19 protein-coding genes and 1 pseudogene are annotated in these 22554 nt (G+C 71.9%); 12 read left to right on the top strand and 8 right to left on the bottom strand.

Features of this window, described 5'->3' with window-relative positions; translation table 11 throughout:
- Window positions 1-16: 16 nt before the first annotated feature.
- Together ACIRA5_RS43415 and ACIRA5_RS43410 are read right to left on the bottom strand one after the other, a co-directional pair.
- A complete protein-coding gene (locus ACIRA5_RS43415; RefSeq protein WP_403701042.1) occupies window positions 17-2407 on the bottom strand; it encodes a SpoIIE family protein phosphatase in 2391 nt (796 codons plus the stop codon).
- Between the two features lie 253 nt (window positions 2408-2660).
- Window positions 2661-3602, bottom strand: coding sequence for an AraC family transcriptional regulator (locus tag ACIRA5_RS43410; RefSeq protein WP_403701039.1), 942 nt, complete (start codon window positions 3600-3602; stop codon window positions 2661-2663).
- Window positions 3603-3790: 188 nt separating this feature from the next.
- Here ACIRA5_RS43410 and ACIRA5_RS43405 point away from each other — a divergent pair, with 188 nt between their 5' ends.
- The 5 genes from ACIRA5_RS43405 (at window position 3791) to ACIRA5_RS43385 (ending at window position 8012) form a co-directional block, all read left to right on the top strand.
- Entirely contained in the window at window positions 3791-5281 is a 1491-nt protein-coding gene (locus ACIRA5_RS43405; protein WP_403701036.1) for an ATP-binding protein, read from the top strand.
- Entirely contained in the window at window positions 5278-5691 is a 414-nt protein-coding gene (locus ACIRA5_RS43400; protein WP_067375890.1) for a roadblock/LC7 domain-containing protein, read from the top strand. Before ACIRA5_RS43405 ends, ACIRA5_RS43400 begins: the two co-directional genes overlap by 4 nt.
- Entirely contained in the window at window positions 5688-6047 is a 360-nt protein-coding gene (locus tag ACIRA5_RS43395) for a DUF742 domain-containing protein (RefSeq protein WP_054236780.1), read from the top strand. The genes ACIRA5_RS43400 and ACIRA5_RS43395 overlap by 4 nt, the downstream gene beginning before the upstream one ends.
- Window positions 6025-6630, top strand: a complete 606-nt coding sequence (locus ACIRA5_RS43390) for a GTP-binding protein (protein ID WP_403701033.1) — start codon at window positions 6025-6027, stop codon at window positions 6628-6630. The genes ACIRA5_RS43395 and ACIRA5_RS43390 overlap by 23 nt, the downstream gene beginning before the upstream one ends.
- A gap of 83 nt (window positions 6631-6713) precedes the next feature.
- Window positions 6714-8012, top strand: coding sequence for a cytochrome P450 (locus ACIRA5_RS43385; protein ID WP_403701265.1), 1299 nt, complete (start codon window positions 6714-6716; stop codon window positions 8010-8012).
- A 10-nt stretch (window positions 8013-8022) separates the two neighbouring features.
- On the opposite strand, the gene ACIRA5_RS43380 is transcribed toward ACIRA5_RS43385, so the two are convergent.
- The 3 genes from ACIRA5_RS43380 to ACIRA5_RS43370 form a co-directional block, all read right to left on the bottom strand.
- Window positions 8023-9285 (bottom strand): cytochrome P450, encoded by a 1263-nt coding sequence (locus ACIRA5_RS43380; RefSeq protein WP_403701030.1) that lies wholly within the window; start codon window positions 9283-9285, stop codon window positions 8023-8025.
- Between the two features lie 227 nt (window positions 9286-9512).
- Window positions 9513-9932 (bottom strand): DUF6114 domain-containing protein, encoded by a 420-nt coding sequence (locus ACIRA5_RS43375; protein ID WP_403701027.1) that lies wholly within the window; start codon window positions 9930-9932, stop codon window positions 9513-9515.
- Entirely contained in the window at window positions 9932-10588 is a 657-nt protein-coding gene (locus ACIRA5_RS43370) for a DUF6230 family protein (RefSeq protein WP_403701025.1), read from the bottom strand. The genes ACIRA5_RS43375 and ACIRA5_RS43370 overlap by 1 nt, the downstream gene beginning before the upstream one ends.
- A 665-nt stretch (window positions 10589-11253) precedes the next feature.
- On the opposite strand from ACIRA5_RS43370, the gene ACIRA5_RS43365 reads away from it, so the two are divergent.
- The gene (locus ACIRA5_RS43365) at window positions 11254-11904 is read left to right on the top strand and encodes a Tat pathway signal sequence domain protein (RefSeq protein WP_403701022.1); all 651 of its coding nucleotides are present in this window, start codon (window positions 11254-11256) and stop codon (window positions 11902-11904) included.
- Between the two features lie 34 nt (window positions 11905-11938).
- On the opposite strand, the gene ACIRA5_RS43360 is transcribed toward ACIRA5_RS43365, so the two are convergent.
- Entirely contained in the window at window positions 11939-12877 is a 939-nt protein-coding gene (locus tag ACIRA5_RS43360) for a lytic polysaccharide monooxygenase (RefSeq protein WP_403701019.1), read from the bottom strand.
- Between the two features lie 122 nt (window positions 12878-12999).
- On the opposite strand from ACIRA5_RS43360, the pseudogene ACIRA5_RS43355 reads away from it, so the two are divergent.
- The 3 genes and pseudogenes from ACIRA5_RS43355 to cyc2 form a co-directional block, all read left to right on the top strand.
- Window positions 13000-13217: pseudogene (locus tag ACIRA5_RS43355) on the top strand (proprotein convertase P-domain-containing protein); the annotation flags it as partial.
- Between the two features lie 83 nt (window positions 13218-13300).
- Window positions 13301-14467: a damage-control phosphatase ARMT1 family protein gene (locus ACIRA5_RS43350; RefSeq protein WP_403701015.1), complete on the top strand. Its 1167-nt coding sequence runs from the start codon at window positions 13301-13303 to the stop codon at window positions 14465-14467.
- Window positions 14468-14647: 180 nt separating this feature from the next.
- On the top strand, window positions 14648-17005 hold the full coding sequence (gene cyc2, locus ACIRA5_RS43345; RefSeq protein ID WP_403701012.1) for a germacradienol/geosmin synthase Cyc2: 2358 nt from the start codon (window positions 14648-14650) through the stop codon (window positions 17003-17005).
- On the opposite strand, the gene ACIRA5_RS43340 is transcribed toward cyc2, so the two are convergent.
- A complete protein-coding gene (locus ACIRA5_RS43340) occupies window positions 16965-18563 on the bottom strand; it encodes a hypothetical protein (RefSeq protein WP_403701009.1) in 1599 nt (532 codons plus the stop codon). The genes cyc2 and ACIRA5_RS43340 overlap by 41 nt on opposite strands.
- Window positions 18564-18601: 38 nt before the next feature.
- Window positions 18602-19384: a gamma-glutamyl-gamma-aminobutyrate hydrolase family protein gene (locus tag ACIRA5_RS43335; protein ID WP_403701006.1), complete on the bottom strand. Its 783-nt coding sequence runs from the start codon at window positions 19382-19384 to the stop codon at window positions 18602-18604.
- A 117-nt stretch (window positions 19385-19501) separates the two neighbouring features.
- On the opposite strand from ACIRA5_RS43335, the gene ACIRA5_RS43330 reads away from it, so the two are divergent.
- The 3 genes from ACIRA5_RS43330 to ACIRA5_RS43320 all read left to right on the top strand — a co-directional run bounded on the left by ACIRA5_RS43330 (window position 19502) and on the right by ACIRA5_RS43320 (window position 22522).
- Window positions 19502-20368 (top strand): LysR family transcriptional regulator, encoded by an 867-nt coding sequence (locus ACIRA5_RS43330; RefSeq protein ID WP_403701003.1) that lies wholly within the window; start codon window positions 19502-19504, stop codon window positions 20366-20368.
- Between the two features lie 92 nt (window positions 20369-20460).
- Window positions 20461-21099, top strand: a complete 639-nt coding sequence (locus tag ACIRA5_RS43325; RefSeq protein WP_403701000.1) for a PDZ domain-containing protein — start codon at window positions 20461-20463, stop codon at window positions 21097-21099.
- A 283-nt stretch (window positions 21100-21382) separates the two neighbouring features.
- The gene (locus ACIRA5_RS43320; RefSeq protein WP_403700998.1) at window positions 21383-22522 is read left to right on the top strand and encodes an aminopeptidase P family protein; all 1140 of its coding nucleotides are present in this window, start codon (window positions 21383-21385) and stop codon (window positions 22520-22522) included.
- Window positions 22523-22554 lie beyond the last annotated feature (32 nt).

The raw sequence follows: 22554 nt of genomic DNA, 5'->3' as shown, positions 1-22554 counted from the left end.
AGGCTCTGGGCCGCGATCACTCGAACGGCAGTGCCTGTTCGGCCCAGATCGTCTTTCCGGTGCCGGTGGTGCGGGTGCCCCAGCGGTCGGTGAGCTGGGCGACGAGGAGCAGCCCGCGGCCGCCCTCGTCGAAGGTGCGGGCCCGGCGCAGGTGGGGTGAGGTGCTGCTGGCGTCGGAGACCTCGCAGATGAGAGTGCGGTCGCGGATGAGCCGGAGCTGGATGGGCGCGCCGCCGTAGCGGATGGCGTTGGTGACCAGTTCACTGACGACGAGCTCGGTGACGAACGCGACCTCCTCGAGCCCCCAGCGGGCCAGCTGCTCGGTCGCGTACTGCCGGGCGGTGGCGACCTCCGCCGGATCGGCGGGCAGGTCCCACACCGCCACCTCGTCGCTGTCCAGGGTGCGGGTGCGGGCCAGCAGCAGGGCCACGTCGTCCTTGGGATGCTGCGGCAGCAGCACCTGGAGCACGTTGTCGCAGGCCTCGTCCAGATTTCCGGCGGGGACCGTCAGCGCGCTGCACAGCACGGCCGTGCCCGCGTCCGCGTCGAGGTGGCGGGCCTCGAAGAGACCGTCGGTGTAGAGGGCGAGGACGGTGCCTTCCGGCAGGTGCAGCTCGGTGGCCTCGAAGGGGAGCCCGCCCACGCCGAGCATCGGTCCCGCGCTCACCTCGACGACCTTCACGGTGCCGTCCGGGAACAGCACGGCGGGCGGCGGGTGCCCGGCCGTGGCGACGGCGCAGTGCCCGGAGACCGGGTCGTACACCGCGTACAGACAGGTGGCGCCGATCTCCGCGCCCGTCGGGCTCTCGTCGGCCGCCAGGTGCCCGACCAGGTCGTCGAGGTGGGTGAGCAGCTCCTCCGGGGGCAGGTCGACGTCGGCCAGCGTCCACACCGCCGTACGGAGCCGGCCCATCGTGACGGAGGCGTGGATGCCGTGCCCGACGACATCGCCGACGACGAGCGCCACCCGGGTCCCGGACAGCGGGATCACATCGAACCAGTCGCCGCCGACGCCCGCCCGCGACAGCGCCGGAAGGTAGCGGGAGGCGAACTCGACCGCCGCCTGTCCCGCCATCGCCTGGGGCAGCAGACTGCGCTGGAGGGCCAGGGCGGTCGTGCGCTCCTTGGCATACCGGCGGGCGTTGTCCACGCAGACGGCCGTGCGGCTGGCCAGCTCCTGGGCCAGCGACACGTCGTCCTGGTCGAAGGGGTCCGGACTCTCGGCGGTGAGCAGCCGCACGAAGACCGCCACCCCCAGCGTCGTACCGCGCGCCACCAGCGGTACCGCCATCAGTGAGAAGTCCCGGCGGTCCGCCTGGTGCGGCTTGGCGGCCTGGGCGCCGCGTCGGCTGAGCCATCCGTCGAGGTCCGGGTCGCCGGTCCTGGTGAGCACCGCGTGCCCGGTGACCAGGGCGCGGACCGGTGGGGAGGAGGACGGGTAGACGTCCGCCGCGCCCAGGTCGATCGCCGCTTCCTGCACCCCGGCGGTACGGGAGTGGTGCGCGACCCGGCGCAGCTCCACATCGGCTTCCACCGGGCCGCCGGTGGGCTCCTCGCCCTCGACCACCGAGTCCAGCAGGTCCACGCTCACGAAGTCGGCCAGCCCGGGCACCGCCAGCTGGGCCAGCTCACGGGCGGTGTGGATCACGTCCAGCGTTGTACCGATGGCGGCGGCGGACTTGCTCAGCAGGGCGAGCCGCTGCCGGGCCCGGTACTGCTCGGTGCTGTCGTAACCGGCCAGCGAGACGCCGAGCAACTGTCCGGAGGGGGCCCGCAGCGGCCACATCTCGATGTTCCAGGCGTGCATATGCAGTCCGGAGGGGGCCCGGGTCCAGCTCTCGTAGTGGACGGGACGGCCGGTCTCGACCACCTGGCGCAGATGGTTGAAGAAGCCGCGACTGTGCTCCGCGTTCTCGACGGTGTCCGGAAAGTAACGGTAGAGGACCTCGGCCTCCTGGACGCCCATGATCCGGCAGGCGGTGTCGTTCATCCGCAGATAGCGCTGTTCGGTGTCGAAGACCGACATCGACACCGAGGCCTGCTTGAACGCCAGCTCTCCCAGGTCGCGGCCCCGCCCGTCCGGCGCCGCGGTGATCACGTATCCGGCCGGCGCCCCCTCCAGGCCCTGGAGCGGGTACGCGCGCAGGGCCAGCTCGGTCCGCCGCCCGTCCGCACGGCGTACGGCCACCACACCGTGGCCGCCGTTCGCCCGCAGCGCCCGCCAGGCCTCGCCCGGGTCGCCGTCCAGCAGGTCCGACACCGGGCGGCCGGTGACCTCCGCCGCGGCGTACCCGGTCAGCAGCTGCGCGCCCTCGCTCCAGCCGGCCACGACTCCGTGCGCGTCGACCACCACCATGGCGTCACCGGCCGTGGTTGCCCGCCCAGCATCGCCCGGGATTTTCACCATATGTACAAGGATGATGTGATCCGGCAGCCACATCAACCCGGAGTGGGCCGGAATCCGGTCCAGGAAGGGTCGCTCAGCGGCCGTGGAGGGTCCTCCGGCGTCACGGCCTCCTTCCGTCGGCCCGTGGGCCGCCCGTCGGCGACCCTGGCGACCACGGCGATGTCTCCGATCGGGGGGTGGCCGTGTTCGGCCCCGGTGGGGCGGGCGTCCCGCTTTCAGGGGCGCGGCCCGGGGCGCCGGCCGCACCACGGCGTCACGGCCGCCGCCCCCCGGACCGCATCTCCCGCGGACTCACCCCGTACCGCTGCCGAAACGCCGTACTCAGCGCACTCGCCGAGGAGAACCCCGAGGCGAAGGCCAGATCGGTGATGGTCAGGTGCTCGCAGTCGCCGCACTGGAGCCGCTCACGCACCAGCCGCAGCCGCTCCTCGCGGATGAGCTCGCGCGGAGTGGTGCCCGCGCGCTGCAGGGCCAGCTGGATCTGACGCAGGGACCAGCCGAGCGCGTGCGCCATGGACGTACCGGTGAGACCCGGGTCGGCGGCGTGTTCACGGACGTAGCGGCGGACCATCGTCTCCACGTCGGTGAGTTGGCCCGCCCCGTCGGGGCGGTCGTCGCCGAGGGTGAGCATGCACAGCAGCTCGACGACGCGGTCGGAGACGGCGTTGAAGTGCGGGTCGGTGAGGTGCTCCCGCTCCGCGTGCAGGTCGCCGATCATGGAGCTCACCACCCGGCCGAGCCCCCTGCTCAGATCGATCCCGGTGGCCAGCGGCGACTTGCGGTTCAGCGGGCCGTCCATCTCGCGCGCGGGGATGGTGAGGACGAACGCGTGCGTCGAGGCGTCCTGGAGGCACTCGAAGGGCGCCCCGAAGCTGACGAGGGTGCCGGTGCCCGGTGTCAGCCGGGCCTCCTGGCCGTCCTGCCGCAGCACGATCTCCCCGCTGAGCGGCAGCAGTAATCGGTAGTCCTCGTCGGGGTCCTGACGGATCTGGCGGGCGGTCCTGCTGTACGCGACCTCGTCCGACCAGAACTTGACGAGCTGATAGCGCTCGGTGCGTTGGCGGACCGTGGCGCCACGGAAGTCGTCGGTGCGCGCGTACCAGTAGCCCATTCTGGACTGGTAGGACCCTACGTGCTCGCTCCAGAAGTCGGCCCGCTCGCGCGGATCCACCTCCGCGGTCGTCCGTGTTTCCACGATGTAGCTTTCCGCGGGCAAAGACACCCTCAACTCCCGTGCAGCGAGCGGCAGTTACTCCATGTCAGCCTAGTGCACACAGTCCGTGCGCCCCACGGCAACTTCCTTGCGCGCGACGGCAAGCGCTTGTACGGGCGGGGGGCTAGGGTCGTGCGACCCGTCAACTTGCATATGCCATTGAGGACTTCATGACCGAACGGATGCCGGAGGCGGCGTTCTGGTGCCTGGCCGTCGGGCTGCTCGCCGTCATCGTGCTGCTGGTGCGCCAGCGCGGGATCACGGGACGGCAGCGCGGCCGGAGCGCCGAGCTCGCGGACGCGCTGCGGGCCCGGGACGAGGAGCTGCGCCACCTGGTCGCGGTCCGCCTGCCCGCGCTCGAGAGCGCCCCGCACCAGCCCGCCTCCGCGACGGGGCACCACCTCGCCGTGACGGGTCAGCCTCTCTCCGCGCCAGGTCAGCCCCTGCCCGCGGCCGGTTCGTCCCTGCCCGCACCGGCTCGCCCCGCCGTGGGCCTCCTCGACGCGCGGCTGGCCGACACCGACTTCGCGAAGTGTCTCGACGGCCTCCTGGAGCGGTTCTCCGACGCCGTGCGGCACGCACAGGCCCGCGCCGACCAGTCCGCGAAGGCCGCACTCAAGGCGTCGATGCGCTCCATCCAGGCTCTCGCCAACGAGCAGCAGGTGTCCATCTCGGAGATGCAGGACCGCCACGACCACCCCGACGTGCTGCGCGACCTGCTCGAGATCGACCACACCAACGCCCAGTTCGGCCGTCGCGCACAGGCCATCGCCGTACTGTGCGGATCCTGGCCAGGACGCCAACGGGCCACCTCACCGCTCATCGAGGTGGTCCGCGGCGCGACCTCCCGCATCCGCGACTACCGGCGCATCCGCATCAACGGACAGGCCGACATCGCCGTCGAGAGCCGGGCCGTCGAACCGGTCGTCCTCGCCGTCGCCGAACTCCTGGACAACGCCGCGCGCCACTCGCAGCCCAACACCACGGTCGAGGTCGGCGTCCAGACGGTGCACAACGGCGCCGTCGTGGTCATCGACGACGCGGGCGTCGGCATGGACAGCCGCGGGTCCGAGCACGCCGCCGCGCTGCTGACCGGCCGCCGCGCGGTGGACGTCACCCGCCTCGACGACCCGCCCCAGTTCGGCTTCGCCGTCATCGGCGTCCTCGCCACCCGCTACGGGTTCAGTGTCTCCGTGGACACCCGCTCCCCGTACGGCGGCGTCCGCGCCGTGGTCTTCGTACCGGCCGCGCTGCTCACCCATGCCGACCCGGTCCAGGAGCCCCCACCGCCGAGGGAACCGGCGCGCACGCCCCGTCGTACGGCCCGGACGAGCGGGCCTGCGGAGGCGACGACCGCCGGTGGACTGCCCAAGCGGCGCCGCCGCGCACCCGTATCCCCGCCCGCCGCCGCACAGCCCCCGGCGGCACCGGGCGAACCAGCCGCGCCGGCCGCACCGGCCGAGGAGAGCGTGGGCCGCTCCGCGGAGGAGAACGCCCGGCGCATGGGCGCGTTCGCGCGCGGCACCCGCTCCGCGCGGGCCGAGCAGGACACCGAGTCCGCGCGGGCCGAGCAGGACACCGCGCCCTCCTCACGTACCGCGGCCGGAACCCCCCACGACATCGAAGCCCCCCACGAATCCGAAGGGAACACACAGGGATGATCGCGCCCATGACCAACGAGCTGGGGTGGATGCTCGACGAGGTCCTGAAGGTGCCGGAGGCGCGGCACGCCATCCTGCTGTCCGCCGACGGCATGCTCCGGGCCCACTCCGCGGACATCGGCCGCGACGACGCGGAGCGGCTGGCCGCGGGCCTGTCCGGGGTGCAGTCGATCAGCCGCAGCACCGCCGAGTTCTGCGGCAGCGCGACCGCGCCGTGGCGGCAGACCCTGATCGAGTTCGCGCACGGATACGTCTTCCTCGTCGCCGCCGGGCAGGGCGCCCACCTCGCGGTGTCCACCGGCGAGAACGTGGACATGGAGGCGGTCACCTACCGCATGCACAAGTTGGTCGACCGGCTCGGCAAGGAGCTGACCAGCCCGGCCCGGCAGGACACCGGCAGCCCGGCATGACGCCCGGGCGCCGGCCGGGCGGGAGGCTGGTGCGGTCGTACGTCGTCACGGACGGCCGCGCCCACCCCTCCCGGAACACCCTTGACCTCGTCACCCTGCTGATCGCCGCCGACGACCTGCCGCTGACGGGGCTGAACCCGGAGAAGCGCCGGCTGATGGAGCTGTGCCGGCCCGGAGCGCTGTCGGTCGCCGAGGTGGCCGGTCATCTGGAACTCCCGGTCAGCGTCACCAAAGTATTGATCGCCGACCTCATGGACAGCGGTCACCTCGTCACCCGGGCGCCGGTACCGGCCGCCCGTCTCTCCGACGCCCGCATCCTCCAGGAGGTACTGGATGGGCTCCGCGCCCGCCTCTGACGACGTCTACCTCGGCCCGGGTGTGCGAACCGCTGTCAAACTCCTGATCGTGGGCCATTTCGCGGTCGGCAAGACCACGTTCGTCGGCGCGCTCTCCGAGATCCGGCCGCTGCGCACCGAGGAGGTGATGACCGAGGCGGGCGCACGCCTCGACGACCTCGCCGGTTCGAGGGAGAAGACGACCACCACCGTCGCCCTCGACTTCGGCCGCCTCACCCTCAGCGACGCCCTGGTGCTCTACCTCTTCGGCACGCCCGGACAGCACCGCTTCACCGAAGTCTGGAAGGACATGACCAGCGGAGCGCTCGGCGCGCTGGTGCTGGCCGACACCCGGCGGCTGTCCGAGTCCTTCGACGTCATGGGCGTACTGGAGGAGCTGGGCCTGCCGTACGCCGTCGCCCTCAACGACTTCGACGCCGCCTCCGCGGCGCACGACCTGGACGAGGTGCGCGAGGCCCTCGACCTGCTTCCCTCGACCCCGCTCGTGCGCTGCGACGCCCGCGACCGGGTCTCGTCCACCGAGGCGCTGATCGCCCTCGTCGAGTACCTGATGACCCGCAGCGGCGAACTGGAGCCCGTGTGACCTCCGAACCACCACGGCCCGGACCGCCACCGTCCCCGTCGCCACCGTCCGGGCCGCCGCCTGGCTGCCCGGCGCACGAGCCCCTGTACGGGCCCGGGTTCGCGGCCGACCCCGCCGCTGTCTACCGGCGGCTGCGCACGGCGGGACCGACCGCGCCCGTCGAGCTCGCACCCGGCGTCAGAGCCACCCTCATCACCTCCTACGACGCCGCCCTGCACGTCCTGCGCACTCCGGAGACCTTCTCCAAGGACCCACGCCGCTGGCGCGACCTCGCCGACGGGACCGTCCCGCCGGACAGCCCGGTCGTGCCGATGATGATGTACCGGCCCAACGCGCTGTTCACCGACGGCGAGCAGCACGAGAGGCTGCGCGGCGCGATCACCGACAGCCTCGCGCTCGTCGATCCGAACACCCTGCGCGGCTATGTGGAGCGCAGCGCCGACACCCTCATCGACCGCTTCGCGCCGCTCGGCGCCGCGGACCTGCTCGGCGAGTACGCGCAGGTCCTGCCGCTGCTGGTCTTCAACCACCTCTTCGGCTGCCCGGCCGAGTACGGGGTCCGGCTGGTCGAGGGCATGTCCGGGATCTTCGACGGGGTGGACGCGGAGAGGGCCGACGAACTGCTGACCAGCACCCTGCTCGACCTGGTCGCCTTGAAGCGGGGCAACCCCGGTCAGGACATGACGTCCTGGCTGATGGCGCACCCCGCGGACCTCACCGACGAGGAGATGATCCACACCCTCGTGGTGCTGATGGGCGCCGGCACCGAGCCCCAGCAGAACCTGATCGCGAACAGCCTGCGGCTGCTGCTGTCCGACGAACGGTTCGCGGGCGATCTGTCCGGCGGCAGCCTCCCGGTGGAGGACGCCCTCGACGAGGTGCTGTGGACCGATCCGCCGATCGCCAACTACGCCGTGCACTATCCGCTGCACGACGTCGTGTACGAGGGAGCGGTGCTGCGCGCCGGCGATCCGCTGGTCGTCAGTCTCGCCGCGGCCAACACCGATCCCGCCCTGACGGCCGATCAACGGGCGGGCAACCGGGCCCACTTGGCGTGGAGCGCCGGACCCCACAACTGCCCGGCGCAGAGCCCGGCCCGGCTGATCGCGACGGCCGCAGTGGAGAAGCTCCTCGACCGCCTCCCGGATGTCGAACTGGGTCTGCCGGTGGGAGAGTTGTCCTGGCGGCCCGGCCCGTTCCACCGCGCGCTGGCGGCGCTGCCCGTACGTTTCCCGCCCACCACGACGCTCCAACGGCCCGAAGGCGAGCGGCAGTCGTACGCGAGCCCTCTCCCGGCCCTGGTGACCGAGCCTCCCGCTCCGGAGCCCGACCGCCCGCGCAGCGGCTGGACCCGACTCCTGTCCTGGTGGCGCGGCGAGTGAGCGCCGGCCGCTAGCGGATCCGGGCGGGCAGGGTGCGGTGGCCGTTGGAGATGAAGGAGTCCACCGGCTCCAGATCCGATGCCGGTACGGCGAGCCGGAGGTCGGGGAAGCGGTCGAAGAGGGCGGGGAGGGCGATGCGGGCCTCCAGGCGGCCCAGCGGGGCGCCGAGGCAGCGGTGGACACCGTGTCCGAAGGCGAGGTGCTCCTTGTCCGCCCGGGTGACGTCGAAGAGGTCGGCGTCCTTGCCGTGGCGCTCGGGATCGCGTCCGGCGGCGGCGTACGCGGCGAGGATCGCCTCGCCCCGGCCGATCACCGTGCCGTCAGGACCGCCCAGTTCGGCGAGGTCGAGGTCCTCCACGGCGTAGCGCAGCGGCAGGCTCGCGACGGGCGCCTCGACCCGCAGGGTCTCCTCGATCAGGTCGTCCCAGGTGGCGCGTCCGGCGCGGAGGTGGGCGAGCTGCTCGGGGTGGGTGAGCAGGGCGTGCACGGCGTTGTCGATGAGGTTGACCGTGGTCTCGTGACCGGCGCTGACCATCAGGACCAGTGTGTCGAGCAGCTCCTGCTCGCTCAGCCGGCCGTCGCCCTCGTCGCGGGACGCGATGAGGCCGGAGGTCAGGTCGTCGCCGGGCGACTCCCGCTTCTCGGCGACCAGTTCACCCAGTACGGCGTACAGCCTGGCGTAGTTGCCCGTCACCTCCTCGGGCTGCGCGGAGGTGTGGAAGATGCTGTCCACCAGGTCCCTGAGGTCCGCCCGCTTGTCCTCGGGGAGTCCGAAGAGTTCGCTGATCACCTGGATGGGGATCGGATAGCAGAACTCCTCGCGCAGATCGACGACTTCGCCGTGCTTGCCGGCCTCGGCGATGCGGTCGAGGAGGCCGGAGGTGATCTCCTCGATCCTGGGTTGCAGCGCGGCCGTGCGGCGGGCCGTGAACGCCGTGGAGACGAGGGTCCGCAGCCGCCTGTGGTCGCCGCCGTACGCGGTGAACATGTTCTGCACCGCGACCCAGGTGAACAGCGGCCACTCGGGGGAGATCTCCCCGTTGATCCAGGCGGGCCAGTGCCGGCGCGGGTCCTTGGACACCCTTGGGTCCAGGAGCAGCCGTTTGAGCAGCTCGGGGCTGCTGACCGCCCAGGCCTCGACCCCATCGGGCAGGGCGACACGGGTCGCCGGTCCGCGCGCGCGGATGCGGGCCGCTTCCGCGTGGATGTCACGGCCCGTCGCGTCCACCACCAAGGGGCTCGGGTGGCCCGTCAAGGGACTCGGGATTCCCATCGGAAGCCTCCCTGGCGCTCGGATGTCGGTACGGCGCGTCACGCTACGCGAGGGTGGCGCCCCCCGACGCGACCGTCCGGTATCCACTGCGTGCGAGGGCAAATTCCCTGCGCGTACAAGCAAGTTGGAGGACAGTCCGTCTCCTGGAGCCGTACCGGCACAGCTCCCGCCCCGGCCGCCCATTGCCCTGAGCTCGGCCGGGGCGGACCCCTTCCGTTTCGCCTTCCCTACGCCTCGGTCGCCATCTGCTGCCGGCGGCGCCTGCGCAGCAGACGCCGCTTGCGCGGCTCCTGCTGGGGAAGCCAGCCGAAGGCCAGGCAACTGCCGGTCGCTCCGAGGAGGAGGCCGATGAAGAAGCCGCCGAGGTTGGAGGTGAGCCAGGTGCCGAGGGACAGGAGGATGCCGAGCAGGGAGTAGAAGAGGCGCTGCGTCGGGTTGAAGAGGATCAGCAGACCGCACAGGATCATGACCGTCGGCAGCAGATAGCCCGCCATGCCCTGCATCCCGATGTGCATGACGACCTTCAGGGACGCCTTCTCGGTGAGGAGGATCTCCGCCCCGCCCAGGGTGAGCAGCAGCCCACCCCAGAAGGGGCGGTCCGCACGCCACTGCCGGAAGCCGGACCGCAGATCCTGGACGGTCGACATCAGCAGCCCGAGTCGCTGAAGCGGAGCTTGAGACCGGGAAGCTTGAACACGGCCGCCGTGGTGGCGTAGTTGGTCTGCCGCAGGTTCCCGATGTGGACGGTGTCGGCCTGCTGGCTGAAGACGCCCTTGTTCCCCTGGACCCCGGCCTTGTCGAGCGTGCTCGCGTCGTTGCCGATCTCGATGTTGTTGAAGGCCGCGTCGCCCGACAGCTCGGTCGAGTCGGTCGTCAGATTGGTCGCCTGGACCTTGTCCGTGCCGCCGCCCGCGGTGATGACCAGGTTCGTACCGCCCAGGTCGACGCTCTGGCACAGCTTGGTGAGCGTCGCGTTCTTGATCGCGGAGGTGATGACGAGGACCTGGCCGCCGGTGTCGCCGGCGTTCGGGCTGCCGTCGGCCATGTTGTCGAGGTTGCCGAACTGCTCGAAGCCGGTGCCGTTGAGCTCGGTGGCCGTGACGGTGAACGGCATGCCGGAGATGGCGAACTGCACCCCCAGAGCGCCCTGGGCGGTGAGGATCATCAGTCCCGCGGCGACCGCGGTGGCAGGCACCGCCATCACCGCGGCGCGGCGCAGGCGGACCCGCCCGCGTCTGCCGGAACCGCTTTCGTTCTCGGGGGTCGGATCGGTGGACGCCGTGGCGTCCGAGGACGAGGCCATGTTCTGCTCCCTGGACATAGTCATGCAGGTGGGGCTTCAACGGGCACGTTGTCCTGGCGCGGACAGCGGCTGCCGCGCACGCCTCCTCACAACTCCCGGCGGTCGCAAGGGCTTTCTCGTTACGCAGCAGTAGCCGACGTGGAAGTTACCGGGGGTTACATTCGTGGGTCAAGAGACTTGTGGCAAAGGGATGTTGATTGTGTGCCAACTGTGGAGGCCTGGCCGTGCTGACCTCGGTCTCGGTGCCGCGATGCGCTCGTGGCCGGGTCGGCCACCGTCTCGTTCCTGAGGCCGCGTTGACCTTCAACTTCCTTTCTACGCCTTGACGTTGACCATTCATCAGGTCTAGAACTCTGCATGGTTTCCCTTGGATCCGTGGCGCCGGATCCGATGCGCGGCACGTACGCCACCTCCTGGACCCCCCGCTCCTCGCGGGGCGGCCGTGGCATGTCTGAACGTGCGGTGCGCTCCAACGCCGAAACCACCTCCCCCCGCGGCACCGGCACGGCACTTTCCCCCCTGAGCCGTGTCCGGTCGCCCGGCTTCCGCTGCCGGTCCGTGACGTAAGGAGAAGGCGTCACGGACCGGCAGCGGTCCGCCGGTGACGGCATGCCCGCGACGACCTCGTACCCACCCGCACCCCCGTCTGAGAAAGAGGCACCCCCATGCGCACTCGATCCCTGCTCGCCCTCCTCGGTACCGCCGCCGCGCTCTCGGTCTCCGCGATCGCCCCCGCCTCCGCGGACGACACCCCCGTGCTCACCGCCGGCGGAGCCGCCGTCGCCACCGGTGACGTCCTCACCGCCTCACTGGCGAGCGGCACCGCCGCCACGCTCTACTCCAGCGCGACCGGCACGAGCGGTGTCTCCTGTGCCGCGTCGGCCTTCACCGCCTCCGTCACCGACAACCCGACGGCCCCCGGCGCGGCCACCGAGTCCCTCAGCGCCCACACCTTCGGCAGTTGCACCAGCAATGTCATCGGCGTGCTCGGCGTCACCAGCGTCACGGTCAACAACCTCCCGTACACCACCACGGTCGCCTCCGACGGCACGGTCACCGTGACCCCGGCCGCCGGCTCCACCATCCAGACCACCGTCGTCCTGCGCACCCTGCTGGGCAGCATCAACTGCGTCTACCAGGCGCCCAGCCTGACCGGCACGGCGAGCAACACCGACAACAGCATCACCTTCACCAACCAGGCGTTCGCGAAGTCCTCGGGCTCCTCGCTCTGCTTCAGCAGCGGCTACTTCACCGCGAAGTACGCGCCCGTCTCCGACACCACCCAGTCGGGCAGCCCGGCGGTCACCGTCAACTGACCCGAGCCGGAACCGACCCACCCCGGACGACCGGTCACCGACGGCGTCGCAGCGTGATGGCGACACCCGCGGTGAGCAGGAACGCGACCGCTCCCCCCGCCCCGGCGACGAGGGGGAGCGTGTTGCTGCCGCCGGACGAGCTGTCCGCGGCCGGCGCGAGATGGTCGGGCGCGGTCACCTCCGTCGTCGCCGCGGTGGTCTCCGGGGCGGGCGACGGTGACCGGTCGGTGGGGGTGGTCGCGGTCGGCTCCTGGCTGCGCTGAGCCGTCCCCTTCGCCGTCGGTGTCGTACGCGCGGGAGACGAGGTCGTCGGCGCGGCGGCCCCGCCGCCGCTCGCGGCCGGGAAGACCACGTCCGAGCACGAGTAGTACGTGTCGCTCGTGCTCGTGTTCTGCCAGATCGTGTACAGCATCTGCCGGCCGGTCCGGTCGGAGGGCAGCGTGGCCTTGATCCGGTAGGCGCCGTTCACCAGCGCCGGGTCGGTCGCGGTGGCGAACGGTTTCGTCGGCAGATCGGACCACTTGAGGGGCTTGGCCGGGTCGTACCCGGGCTTGGACAGATACAGCTTGAAGGTCCCCGTGTGCGGAATCGTCGAACTGTAGGAGAGCGTGAAGGTCGCACCCGGCGTCATCCGCGTGGAGGGCCAGTCGGCGCGGGCCAGGTCCAGCCCCTTGTAGGCGGGCAGACCCCCGCTGCACAGCTGCCCGTCCGGGATCACCTGACGGTCCCTGCCGTCCACACCGGCGACCCGGAGGTTGTCCCAGGCGGTGAAGGGGGCGCCGTTCGCCGCGATCGCCGCCTTGCAGGCCGCCGTACCGGTGTTGCTGCCGCCTTCAGGCGAACAGGCCACCACCCGGCTGACCGGATCCGTCGGCGCGCCGTGCGCCTGGGCCGGACCGGCGGCCCACGTCAGGAGAAGCAGCGGGGCCGCCACGGCGACAGCGGCCGCGGTGGCGGTGCGGTGTGCGGTCATCCGGTGGGTCTCCTCGCGGGGTGGGGGCGGCGGGTGCGGCCGTACGGCATCGCGCGCAGGCGTGGCCGCACCGTGAAGTACGGGGGCACGGGGCCGTGCGTTCAGATGCGCGAGCCGGGTGAAACCGGGCGTCGGCAGTCGAGTCCTCGATCGCTGTAGGCGGCCGCACCGGCAACGCGCCCTCCGCCCTCCGCCCTCCAGCACCTCGGACTCCGCGGACAACGTCAACACCACCTACACGGTCGACGCGTCCAGTGAGACCGCGAACGGCACGTGGAGACTCCGCGTCCAGGACGTGGCCGCCTCGGACACCGGCAAGCTCAACAGCTGGAAACCGACCCTCCGAGCGCGGCCCACGGGGGGAGGGGCGGCCCACGCGCGGCGTGGGCCGCCCCTTTCCGCTCGGCCGGTACCGTGAGCCACATGTCTGAACCCGCCGACGCGCCCGTGATCCTCAGCGACGAGCCGGGCTCGTTCCCCTGGAGCGTGCTGGCCGAGCGGCATCCGGCCCTCATCCGGAAGGTCCGGGACGCCTTCCCCTACGGCCCCGAGCAGCACCGCGCGCTCGACGCCCTGCTGAAGAACGCCGCCGAGGGCGTCATCGAACCGCTCGGCGAGCGGGCGGCGGACCGCGAGCAGTGGGAGCGGTGGGGCGCCGAGGAGTACACCGGCCGCTCCTGGTTCGACGTCCCCTTCCTCTGGTCCGAGAGCTACTTCTACCGCCAACTCCTCGAAGCCGTCGGCTACTTCACCCCAGGCGCCTGGAAGGGCATCGACCCCTTCCGCCCCTTCAAGCTCGCGGAACTCGACACCCCGGAGGCCGACGAGGAGCTCGCCGCTCTCGACCCGCTGGCCGAGCGTCCGGTCGAGGAGCGGGAGGAGGCTCTGCTGCACGGCTCGCTGTGGGGCAACCGGGCGGACCTCGGCTTCCGTCTCGCCGCCGCGGACGGGGGCCCGGTCGTCGACGCCCAACTGGTCGCCGACGACGGCGAGTCGCTGCGGTCCCTGTTCGCGGGCGGCACCCTCTGCCTGGTCGCGGACAACTCCGGCCGGGAACTCATCCCCGATCTGCTCCTGATCGACCACCTGCTCCACCAGCGCCGCGTCGGGCGGGCGCTCCTGCACGTGAAGCCGTACCCGTACTACGTCTCGGACGCCACGACCGCCGACGTGGTCGACGCCCTGCGCCACCTCACCGGCGCGAAGGGCGTGGCGGCCGAGTCCGGCCACCGGCTGTGGGCGGCCCTGACCGACGGTCGCCTCACCGTCCGGGCCCACCCCTTCTCCTGTGCCCCGCTGCCCTACGCCGACATGCCCGACGACCTGCGCCGTGAGTTCGCCGAAGCCGATGTGACCGTCGTGAAGGGCGACCTGAACTACCGCCGCCTGGTCGGCGACCGGCGCTACCCCGCCACCACCCCCTTCGCGGAACCCACCGCGTACTTCCCGGGCCCGGTCGCCGCCCTGCGCACCCTCAAGTCCGATGTGATCGTGGGCCTGGACGCCCGCACAGAGGCCGCCCTCGACGCGGCCGAGGGCGGACGCTGGCGCACGAGCGGCACACACGCCCTGATCCAGGTGCGGGCCTGAGGGCCAGGTGCGGGCCTGAGGGCCAAGCGGACACCAGCCGTGCACCGCGATCACCTTGTGGGCGCCGCCGTGCACTTCACTTGCCTCGAAACTTGCCTCGAAAAGGGGTAAATTCACGCGATGGTGTGATCATGTCCCGCCCGGCGGATGCCCCCGGAGGGCCCTGGGTAGGGCCCGGCCATGACGCAGCCGTTCGAACTCCCGCACTTCTACATGCCGTATACCGCGCGGCTGAACCCGCACCTCGACGAGGCGCGCGCCCACACGGCCGAATGGGCCCGTGGGATGGGCATGTTGGAGGGCTCCGGCATCTGGGAACAGTCCGACCTCGACGCGCACGACTACGGACTGCTCTGTGCGTACACCCACCCCGACTGCGACGGCCCGGCCCTCTCGCTCATCACCGACTGGTACGTGTGGGTCTTCTTCTTCGACGACCACTTCCTGGAGACCTTCAAACGCACCCAGGACCGCGACGGCGGCAAGGCCTACCTGGACCGGCTGCCCCTCTTCATGCCGCTGGACCTCTCGACCCCCGTACCGGAGCCGGAGAATCCGGTCGAGGCGGGGCTCGCCGACCTCTGGGCGCGCACGGTGCCGGCGATGTCGGTGGACTGGCGCAAGCGGTTCGCGGTGTCCACGGAGCACCTGCTCAACGAGTCGATGTGGGAGCTCTCCAACATCAACGAGGGACGGATCGCCAACCCCGTCGAGTACATCGAGATGCGCCGCAAGGTGGGCGGCGCCCCCTGGTCGGCGGGGCTCGTGGAGTACGCGACGGCCGAGGTGCCCGCCTCCGTCGCCGGGACGCGTCCGCTGCGGGTGCTGAAGGAGACGTTCTCCGACGGGGTCCATCTGCGCAACGACCTGTTCTCCTACCAGCGCGAGGTCGAGGAGGAGGGCGAGCTCAGCAACGGCATCCTCGTCCTGGAGACCTTCTTCGGCTGCACCACCCAGGAGGCCGCCGAGACCGTCAACGACATCCTCACCTCACGTCTGCACCAGTTCGAGCACACGGCCCTCACCGAAGTGCCCGCACTCGCCGCGGAGAAGGGACTCACCCCGGACCAGGTCGCCGCCGTCGCCGCGTACACCCAGGGGCTCCAGGACTGGCAGTCGGGCGGCCACGAGTGGCACCTGCGCTCCAGCCGCTACATGAACGAGGGGGCGGTGGAGGGCAGGTGGCCGCTCGGCAGCGCCGGGTTCGGCACCTCGGCCGTCGACATCGGCGCCCTGCTCTCCGCGGCCGGGGCGCAGCGGCTGCGCAGGTACACCCACGTCCCGTACCAGAAGGTCGGCCCGTCCCTGCTCCCCGACTTCTACATGCCCTTCGAGCTCGCCCTCAGCCCCCACCTCGACGGCGCCCGCGACCGCCTCACCGGCTGGATGTACGACAAGGGCATGCTCCAGGAGGGCGTCTGGGACGAGGACAAGCTGGACGCGTACGACCTTCCGCTGTGCGCCGCGGGCATCTACCCGGACGCGACCGAGGAGGCCCTCGACCTCGGCTCGCAGTGGCTGGCCTGGGGGACGTACGGCGACGACTACTACCCGCTGGTCTTCGGACACCGCCGCGACCTGGCGGCGGCCAGGACGACCACCGAACGCCTCTCGGCCTGCATGCCCATCGACGGCGAGCCGACCCCGGTCCCGGCCAACGCCATGGAGCACGGCCTCCTCGACCTGTGGGAGCGCACGACGGCGACGATGACGCCGGACGAGCGGCGCAAGCTGCGCGGTGACGTGGACAAGATGACGGAGAGCTGGGTGTGGGAGCTGTCGAACCAGCTCCAGCACCGTATCCCCGACCCGGTCGACTACCTGGAGATGCGCCGCGCCACGTTCGGCTCCGACCTCACCCTGAACCTGTGCCGCCTCGGCCGCGGCCCCAAGGTCCCGCCCGAGGTGTACCGGAGCGGTCCCGTCCGGTCGTTGGAGAACGCCGCCATCGACTACGCGATGCTGATCAACGACGTCTTCTCGTACCAGAAGGAGATCGAGTACGAGGGCGAGGTCCACAACGCCATCCTCGTCGTGCAGAACTTCTTCGGCTGCGACTACCCGACCGGCCTCGGCATCGTCCACGACCTGATGACCCAGCGCATGCAGCAGTTCCAGCACGTCGCCACCTGTGAACTGCCGCTCCTGTACGAGGACTTCAAGCTCTCCCAGGAGGTGCGCGGGATCATGGACGGCTATGTGGTGCAACTCGAGAACTGGCTGTCCGGAATCCTGAAGTGGCACCAGGACTGCCACCGTTACGGTGCCGAGGACCTGGCCCGCCGCGCCCACGGCTTCCTGCCGGACCGGGCCCCCGCGGTCCCGTTCCCCGCGGCGGGGGCCGGGACCGTACCGGTACCGGTACCGGTACCGGAGCCGGTGCCCAGTCCGCATGGCATGGCGGAGACGGAAGCCCCGCCGGACCTCACTCCCCGGATCGCAGCAGGCGCCACCCCGTCGTTCACCCTGCCGAAGGGGAGGGGAGCCGCCGCGGAGTTCAGCCTGTCGAAGGCCGGGGCGACGTCCGCTCCGCACTGACGTCGGCACCGGCGTTCGCACCGGTGTCCGTATGGATGTCCGTCGTCCTGGCGAGGCTCCGCTCCACGTTCGCCCTGGCCGTCCCGGAGAGTCTCGCCAGGAGCTCCCCGGCGGCCACGGTGACGGCGCGGACCTCGTCGGTGAGCGCCGAGTCGGTGGCCGCGGTCCGGGCGAGCGCGTAGTGCTCCTCGACGATGTACGCGCCCAGGTTGGTGCGCCACCAGTGCTCCAGCGAGCCGTCGCTGTCGCCGACGCCGCCGTCCGGCTCGGGGAGGGTGTCCCGCAGCGAGGCCAACGAGCGTATCGCCGCACCGAACCGGCCCTCCTCCCGCTCCAGCCGGGCGAGCCTGAGGAGGGCCGAGACGCGGTCCCAGGCTTTGGTCTGCAGCGGCACGTCCAGCCGATGGGCGCGCAGCGCCTGAAAGGTGTCGCCCAACTGCTCGAACTCGTACACGAGTGTGCTCAGTTGGCATGCGTGGCGGCGCTCCATGGCCTTGCCGTCCCGCGCGTCGCAGTACGCCCGGAAGTCGATGTCGTCCAGCCGCCGGATCAGCGCGGCGCGGGCGAGCTCGACCAGACCCTGTTCACGGGCGAGTTCGGTCCAGGTGAACAGCGGCTCGTCGGCGGGGTCGGTGCCGAAGAGCGAGTCGTCCAGGTCGCGCGCCCACCTCCGCAGCTCGGCCGGATCGGCGCCCGGCTCGGGCATCCCGCCGAGCCCGCACCAGGTGTCGAAGTCCGTCTCGCGGGCCTCGTGCAGCAGCGGCAGATCCTCCGCCTGGCCGTGCAGGCCCACCAGGACGGCGGCGAGCCGCAGTTCGTCGGTCATCGATGCCTCGGCCTCGTGCCTCAGCAGATGCCGCAGCAGCGGCAGATCGCCCTCGCGCCGGTCGAACTGGGCGGCGCGCAGCGCGAGCGCCCGGCGTGCCCGGTCCCCGGCCACCTCGTCCCACGCCGAGCCCTCGCGCAGCAGCGCGAGGTCGGTACGGCCCCGCGCGAGGACCGCCTCCCACAGCGGGGGACGGGGGTGGCGGTCGAGGAGGTCGTGCGCGCCGCCCTCCTCCGCGTTCAGGAGGAGGAAGTCGGGCTCGGTGCGCAGCAGGGCCGCGTGCAGCAGGCCGACGAGCTCGACGGGCGAGCGCTCGGGCAGGCCGAGACCGGCCCGCAGCTCGGTCCGCTCGTCGTCGATCCCGTGGTACTCCCGGATCTCCTCCTCCGTCTCGGCGACCGCCGCGCGGATCTTCTCCTCGCCGTCGGCCGGCGCGAGCCCCAGGTGGTCGTGCCAGCCGGGCAGCCCGACCAGCACCTCCAACGCCTCGTCGACGCTGTTGCCGATGACTCCGGCGGAGCCCTCCGAGTCCGCGTACAGCACGGAGCCGTCCCCGCACACGAAATACGTGCCGCCCGTGTCGTCCCCCGCCACCGCCTCCAGCGGACCGCCCGAGGCGAGCCGGACGTCCTCGCCGTGGTCGGCCCGGGCCAGGTCGAAGTTGAAGGGGAACGCGGCCAGTTCGGCCAGGTGAGGCTGCTCCCGGAGCAGCCGCAGGGCGTGATCGCTCATGCCGTCGAACGTAACAGCCGGCACCGACAACGGCTCCGTCACACCGGCTGACGCCGTCCGCCGACCACGCCGACCTCGTCGGCCCCGCCGGGTTCCCTGAGTTCCCCGACGGCCGCGTGGGCCACGGCGGCTCGCGCCAGCGCCCGCACGATCGGGTGCGGGCGTGAGCCGTCCCCGTACTGCTCCGGCTGGAAGAGGGTGCCCAGGAAGAAGGGGTGGCCCGGGAGTTCGACGATCCGTACGTTTCCGTCCTCGTCGTGGCCGCTGAAGCGCAGGCCGTGGGCGCGCAGGGTGTCGAGATGGCGGGTGGGGCCGTACGCGCAGAAATAGCGCTCGATCGTCCGCTCGGCGCCCATGACGGACTGGGCGAGCGAACCCGGTTCGATGGTGACGGCGGCCTGGTGGCCCAGGAGGGAACAGGTGAGCGGTTCGATCAGAAGGTCATCGGCGTCGGGGTCCTGCTCGGCGTGCGCGACACGGGTGAGCCCGCAGACGTCGCGCGCGAACTCCAGGAGCGCGTGCTGGAATCCGCCGCATGTGCCCAGGAACGGGATGCCCTCCTCGCGCGCGGTGCGGATCGCGGTGAGGGTCCCCGCCTCGCTGCGGTACGGGCTGCCGGGCAGCACCCACACCGCGTCGAAGCCGCGCACCGCGGCCGGGTCCTCGGCGTCCTCGGACGGCACCCAGTAGGCGTCGAGGACGAGGCGGTCGCGGGTGGCCAGGGCGTCCAGGAGAAGGGGGACACGGGTGTGGGCGAGGACGTTCGGGGAGCGGTCGCCCACGAGGGCGAGGCGAGCGGTCTGCGCCGCGATGTTCGTCATGCCCTCATCCTCGGCGCGCCCGCTCGTTCACGTCCAACGATGATTACTGCACCTTCGATAAGCAACGCTGATGGGAATGCTGGTGAGGTACAGGTTCCGTACGGGATCCTGGAGCGCATGGATCCGCATCTTCTGCGCACATACGTCACCGTGGCCCGCGTCGCCTCCTTCTCGGAGGCCGCACGGGAACTCGGCTACACCCAGTCCGCGGTGTCCCAGCACATCGCCGCGCTGGAGCAGGACCTCGGCGCGCCCCTGCTGACCCGGCGCCCCGTGGCACCGACGGCGGCGGGCGAACGGCTTCTCGAACACGCCGGGCCGCTGCTGCTGCGCCTGGACGCGGCCCGCGCGGACGTCGTACGGATGGTGGGCGCGCCCGAGCACGGGCTGACGCTCGCGGCGACACCGACGGCGCTCGGTTCGCGCACGCTCGCGGCGCTGCCCGCCGCCGGGGTGACCCTGCGGGTGCTGGCCCGCGAGGAGATCCCCGCCGCCGTCGCGCAGGGCGCGGCGGAGCTGGGTCTGGTGGACGGACTCACGGCGCCCAACGACCCCTTGCACCATCCCGACGTGGCCCCGCTGACCACGTACGGCGTCGGCGAGGAACCCGTCTGCGTGCTGCTGCCCGAGACCCATCCGCTCGCCCGGCGCGACGGGCTGCGCCTCGCCGATCTCGTCGACGCCCGCTGGCTGGACGCCCCCGACGCGGGACTGCCCCTGGCCCACCTCCGCCGGGCGAACGGCAGCGGGGGCTTCCGCCCGGCCCTGCGTTACGAGGGCACCGACGTGCGCACCCTCGCCGCCCTGGCCGCCGCCGGGCACGGCCTCGCGCTGCTGCCGCGGGCTGCGGCCACCGGCGTCCCCGGGGCGGTGGCCGTCCCGCTCGTGGCGCCGCGCCTGGTGCACCGGACGGAACTGGTGCACAGCGGGTCGCCGCGCGGAGCCGCCGCGGCCGTGGTGGACACACTTCTCGAACGTGTTTGACAGTCTCACTCGTTCGTGAATCGTCGTGCGCCGGAGCGCAGGGTAGAGCAACAGCCGGGGGCGGTCCGTAGAGCATCTGCCGGAGGCGATCCATGGAACAGGCCGCACTGCGTCCCAAACCGATGCCCGGTCAGGATCCGGGCGGTGCCGGGAGTCCGACCGGCACCACCAAGCGCCCGCACGCCGCGCGACGGCGTGGCAGGCGGCTGATGTCCCTGCTCTTCGGTCTCCTCGTCGCGACCGTGCTGGTCCTGTCGGGCGTCGGACTCGGAACCGTAGGCGCCACGGTGATCGGTATGAGCAGGCTGGCGGACTTCCAGAAGCGGGCGGAGGCGGCGCAGGGGCCGTCCGGCCGGCCGTCCCGGCCCGGGCAGGCCTCCGGCGCGTCGCAGGCCGGTGGTACCAAGTCGGCGCCCGGCGACGGGAGTCCGGTCGCTTCGACGGCACCGGAGCCCGCGCCCGGGAAGGCCACGCTCGGCATCGAGGCGGTCGACGCCCCCCACGGCGGGGGCGCGCTCGTCGTCGGTGTGCACATCCCCGGCCCCGGCTACACCGCGGGCCTGGTCCGCGGTGACACCCTGACCGCCTTCGGCGGGACACGGCTCGGCTCGGCCGGCGACCTCGCACGGGCGGTCTCGACCGCGGACCCCGGGACGACGGTCACACTCGACGTGCGCCACGCGAACGGCAACCACCAGGAACTGTCCACGACCCCGGGCATCGTGACATGAAACGCGAAGCGGCTCCCCGTCACGTGGCCCGAACAGGCGCGCCGCCTCCTCGTACGCAGGATGTGTGCCAGTACGCGCGGGGACTGAGACCTCCCCCTGGAAATAATGGAGCATCCGCATCCAACCATGAGCGCTCATGGACGCTAATGGACTGGCAGCGATCAGTCATTAGTTTGAGCTCCCTGACCGACGCCATGGCCGCAACCGGCTCGCGTCCGCATCGGCGAACGGGCAGGATGCTGCCCGTAGCCCCTGGGGAAACTCCGGACAGACGGAGGCATGGATGACCGGCACGCCCGCGCGCTTCACCGCCGGTGACCCCGCGCCCTTCACCACCGGTGACTACGAGGCCCGTATGCGGCGCGCGGCCGAGGCCGCCGCGGACGCGGGACTCGACGGCGTCCTGATCGCCCCCGGGCCCGATCTGGTGTGGCTGACCGGCTACCGGCCCGTGGAGACCGAACGCCTCACCCTGCTGGTGCTGAGGGCCGGGCAGGACCCCGTGCTGGTCGTGCCGACCCTGGAGGCCCCGGACGCGGCAGCGGCGGCCCCCATGCTGACCCTGCGCGACTGGACCGACGGCAAGGACCCGTACGCGGCGGCCGCGTCCCTGGTCGGGAGCGACGGCCGCTTCGGCGTCAGCGACAACTCCTGGGCCCTGCATCTCCTCGGCCTCCAGCGGCGGCTGCCGGACACGCGGTACGTGGCACTCACCGAAGCCCTGCCGATGCTGCGGGCGGTCAAGGACGCGGCGGAGGTGGCGCGATTGGCGGAGGCCGGGGCGGCCGCGGACGCCGCGTACGAGGAGATCCGGAAGGTGCCCTTCGCGGGACGCGGGGAGGCCGACGTCGCCGCCGACCTCGCCGGGCTGCTGCGGCATTTCGGGCACTCCCAGGTCGACTTCACCATCGTCGCCTCGGGCCCGAACGGCGCCAACCCGCACCACGAGGCGGGCGAGCGCGTCATCGAGCGCGGCGACATGGTCGTCCTCGACTTCGGCGGTCTCAAGCACGGCTACGGCTCCGACACCTCCCGCACGGTCCACGTCGGCGAGCCGGACCTCGAGGAGCGCCGGGTGCACGACGTCGTGCGCGCGGCCCAGGAGGCGGGCGTCGCGGCGGTCCGGCCGGGGGCCGCGTGCCAGGACGTCGACCGGGCGGCCCGCGCCGTCATCACCGAGGCGGGATACGGCGAGTACTTCATCCACCGCACCGGGCACGGCATCGGCGTCACCACCCACGAACCGCCGTACATGATCGAGGGCGAGGAACTGCCCCTCGTGCCCGGGATGTGCTTCTCCGTGGAGCCCGGCATCTACCTGCCCGGCCGCTTCGGGGTACGCATCGAGGACATCGTGACGGTGACCGAGGAGGGCGGATGGCGCCTCAACACCACGTCCCGCGAGATGGCGATCGTCGACTGACCGGCCACCAGGAGTACTCCCCAGGGCCTCCC

Source organism: Streptomyces sp. NPDC096311, from assembly GCF_044763085.1.
Taxonomy (GTDB): domain Bacteria; phylum Actinomycetota; class Actinomycetes; order Streptomycetales; family Streptomycetaceae; genus Streptomyces.
Note: the sequence above shows the minus strand (reverse complement) of the source record. Positions and strands in the feature narration are given on the sequence as shown.

What these genes read in the sequence shown, in the direction of transcription:
- ACIRA5_RS43365 (WP_403701022.1), top strand. Translation starts at nt 11,254, where the DNA reads ATGCGCACTCGATCCCTGCTCGCCCTCCTCGGTACCGCCGCCGCGCTC.
- ACIRA5_RS43350 (WP_403701015.1), top strand. Translation starts at nt 13,301, where the DNA reads ATGTCTGAACCCGCCGACGCGCCCGTGATCCTCAGCGACGAGCCGGGC.
- ACIRA5_RS43395 (WP_054236780.1), top strand. Translation starts at nt 5,688, where the DNA reads ATGACGCCCGGGCGCCGGCCGGGCGGGAGGCTGGTGCGGTCGTACGTC.
- ACIRA5_RS43380 (WP_403701030.1), bottom strand. Translation starts at nt 9,285, where the DNA reads ATGGGAATCCCGAGTCCCTTGACGGGCCACCCGAGCCCCTTGGTGGTG.
- ACIRA5_RS43390 (WP_403701033.1), top strand. Translation starts at nt 6,025, where the DNA reads ATGGGCTCCGCGCCCGCCTCTGACGACGTCTACCTCGGCCCGGGTGTG.
- cyc2 (WP_403701012.1), top strand. Translation starts at nt 14,648, where the DNA reads ATGACGCAGCCGTTCGAACTCCCGCACTTCTACATGCCGTATACCGCG.
- ACIRA5_RS43325 (WP_403701000.1), top strand. Translation starts at nt 20,461, where the DNA reads ATGGAACAGGCCGCACTGCGTCCCAAACCGATGCCCGGTCAGGATCCG.
- ACIRA5_RS43330 (WP_403701003.1), top strand. Translation starts at nt 19,502, where the DNA reads ATGGATCCGCATCTTCTGCGCACATACGTCACCGTGGCCCGCGTCGCC.
- ACIRA5_RS43370 (WP_403701025.1), bottom strand. Translation starts at nt 10,588, where the DNA reads ATGGCCTCGTCCTCGGACGCCACGGCGTCCACCGATCCGACCCCCGAG.
- ACIRA5_RS43415 (WP_403701042.1), bottom strand. Translation starts at nt 2,407, where the DNA reads ATGGTGAAAATCCCGGGCGATGCTGGGCGGGCAACCACGGCCGGTGAC.
- ACIRA5_RS43360 (WP_403701019.1), bottom strand. Translation starts at nt 12,877, where the DNA reads ATGACCGCACACCGCACCGCCACCGCGGCCGCTGTCGCCGTGGCGGCC.
- ACIRA5_RS43405 (WP_403701036.1), top strand. Translation starts at nt 3,791, where the DNA reads ATGACCGAACGGATGCCGGAGGCGGCGTTCTGGTGCCTGGCCGTCGGG.
- ACIRA5_RS43335 (WP_403701006.1), bottom strand. Translation starts at nt 19,384, where the DNA reads ATGACGAACATCGCGGCGCAGACCGCTCGCCTCGCCCTCGTGGGCGAC.
- ACIRA5_RS43400 (WP_067375890.1), top strand. Translation starts at nt 5,278, where the DNA reads ATGATCGCGCCCATGACCAACGAGCTGGGGTGGATGCTCGACGAGGTC.
- ACIRA5_RS43340 (WP_403701009.1), bottom strand. Translation starts at nt 18,563, where the DNA reads ATGAGCGATCACGCCCTGCGGCTGCTCCGGGAGCAGCCTCACCTGGCC.
- ACIRA5_RS43320 (WP_403700998.1), top strand. Translation starts at nt 21,383, where the DNA reads ATGACCGGCACGCCCGCGCGCTTCACCGCCGGTGACCCCGCGCCCTTC.
- ACIRA5_RS43375 (WP_403701027.1), bottom strand. Translation starts at nt 9,932, where the DNA reads ATGTCGACCGTCCAGGATCTGCGGTCCGGCTTCCGGCAGTGGCGTGCG.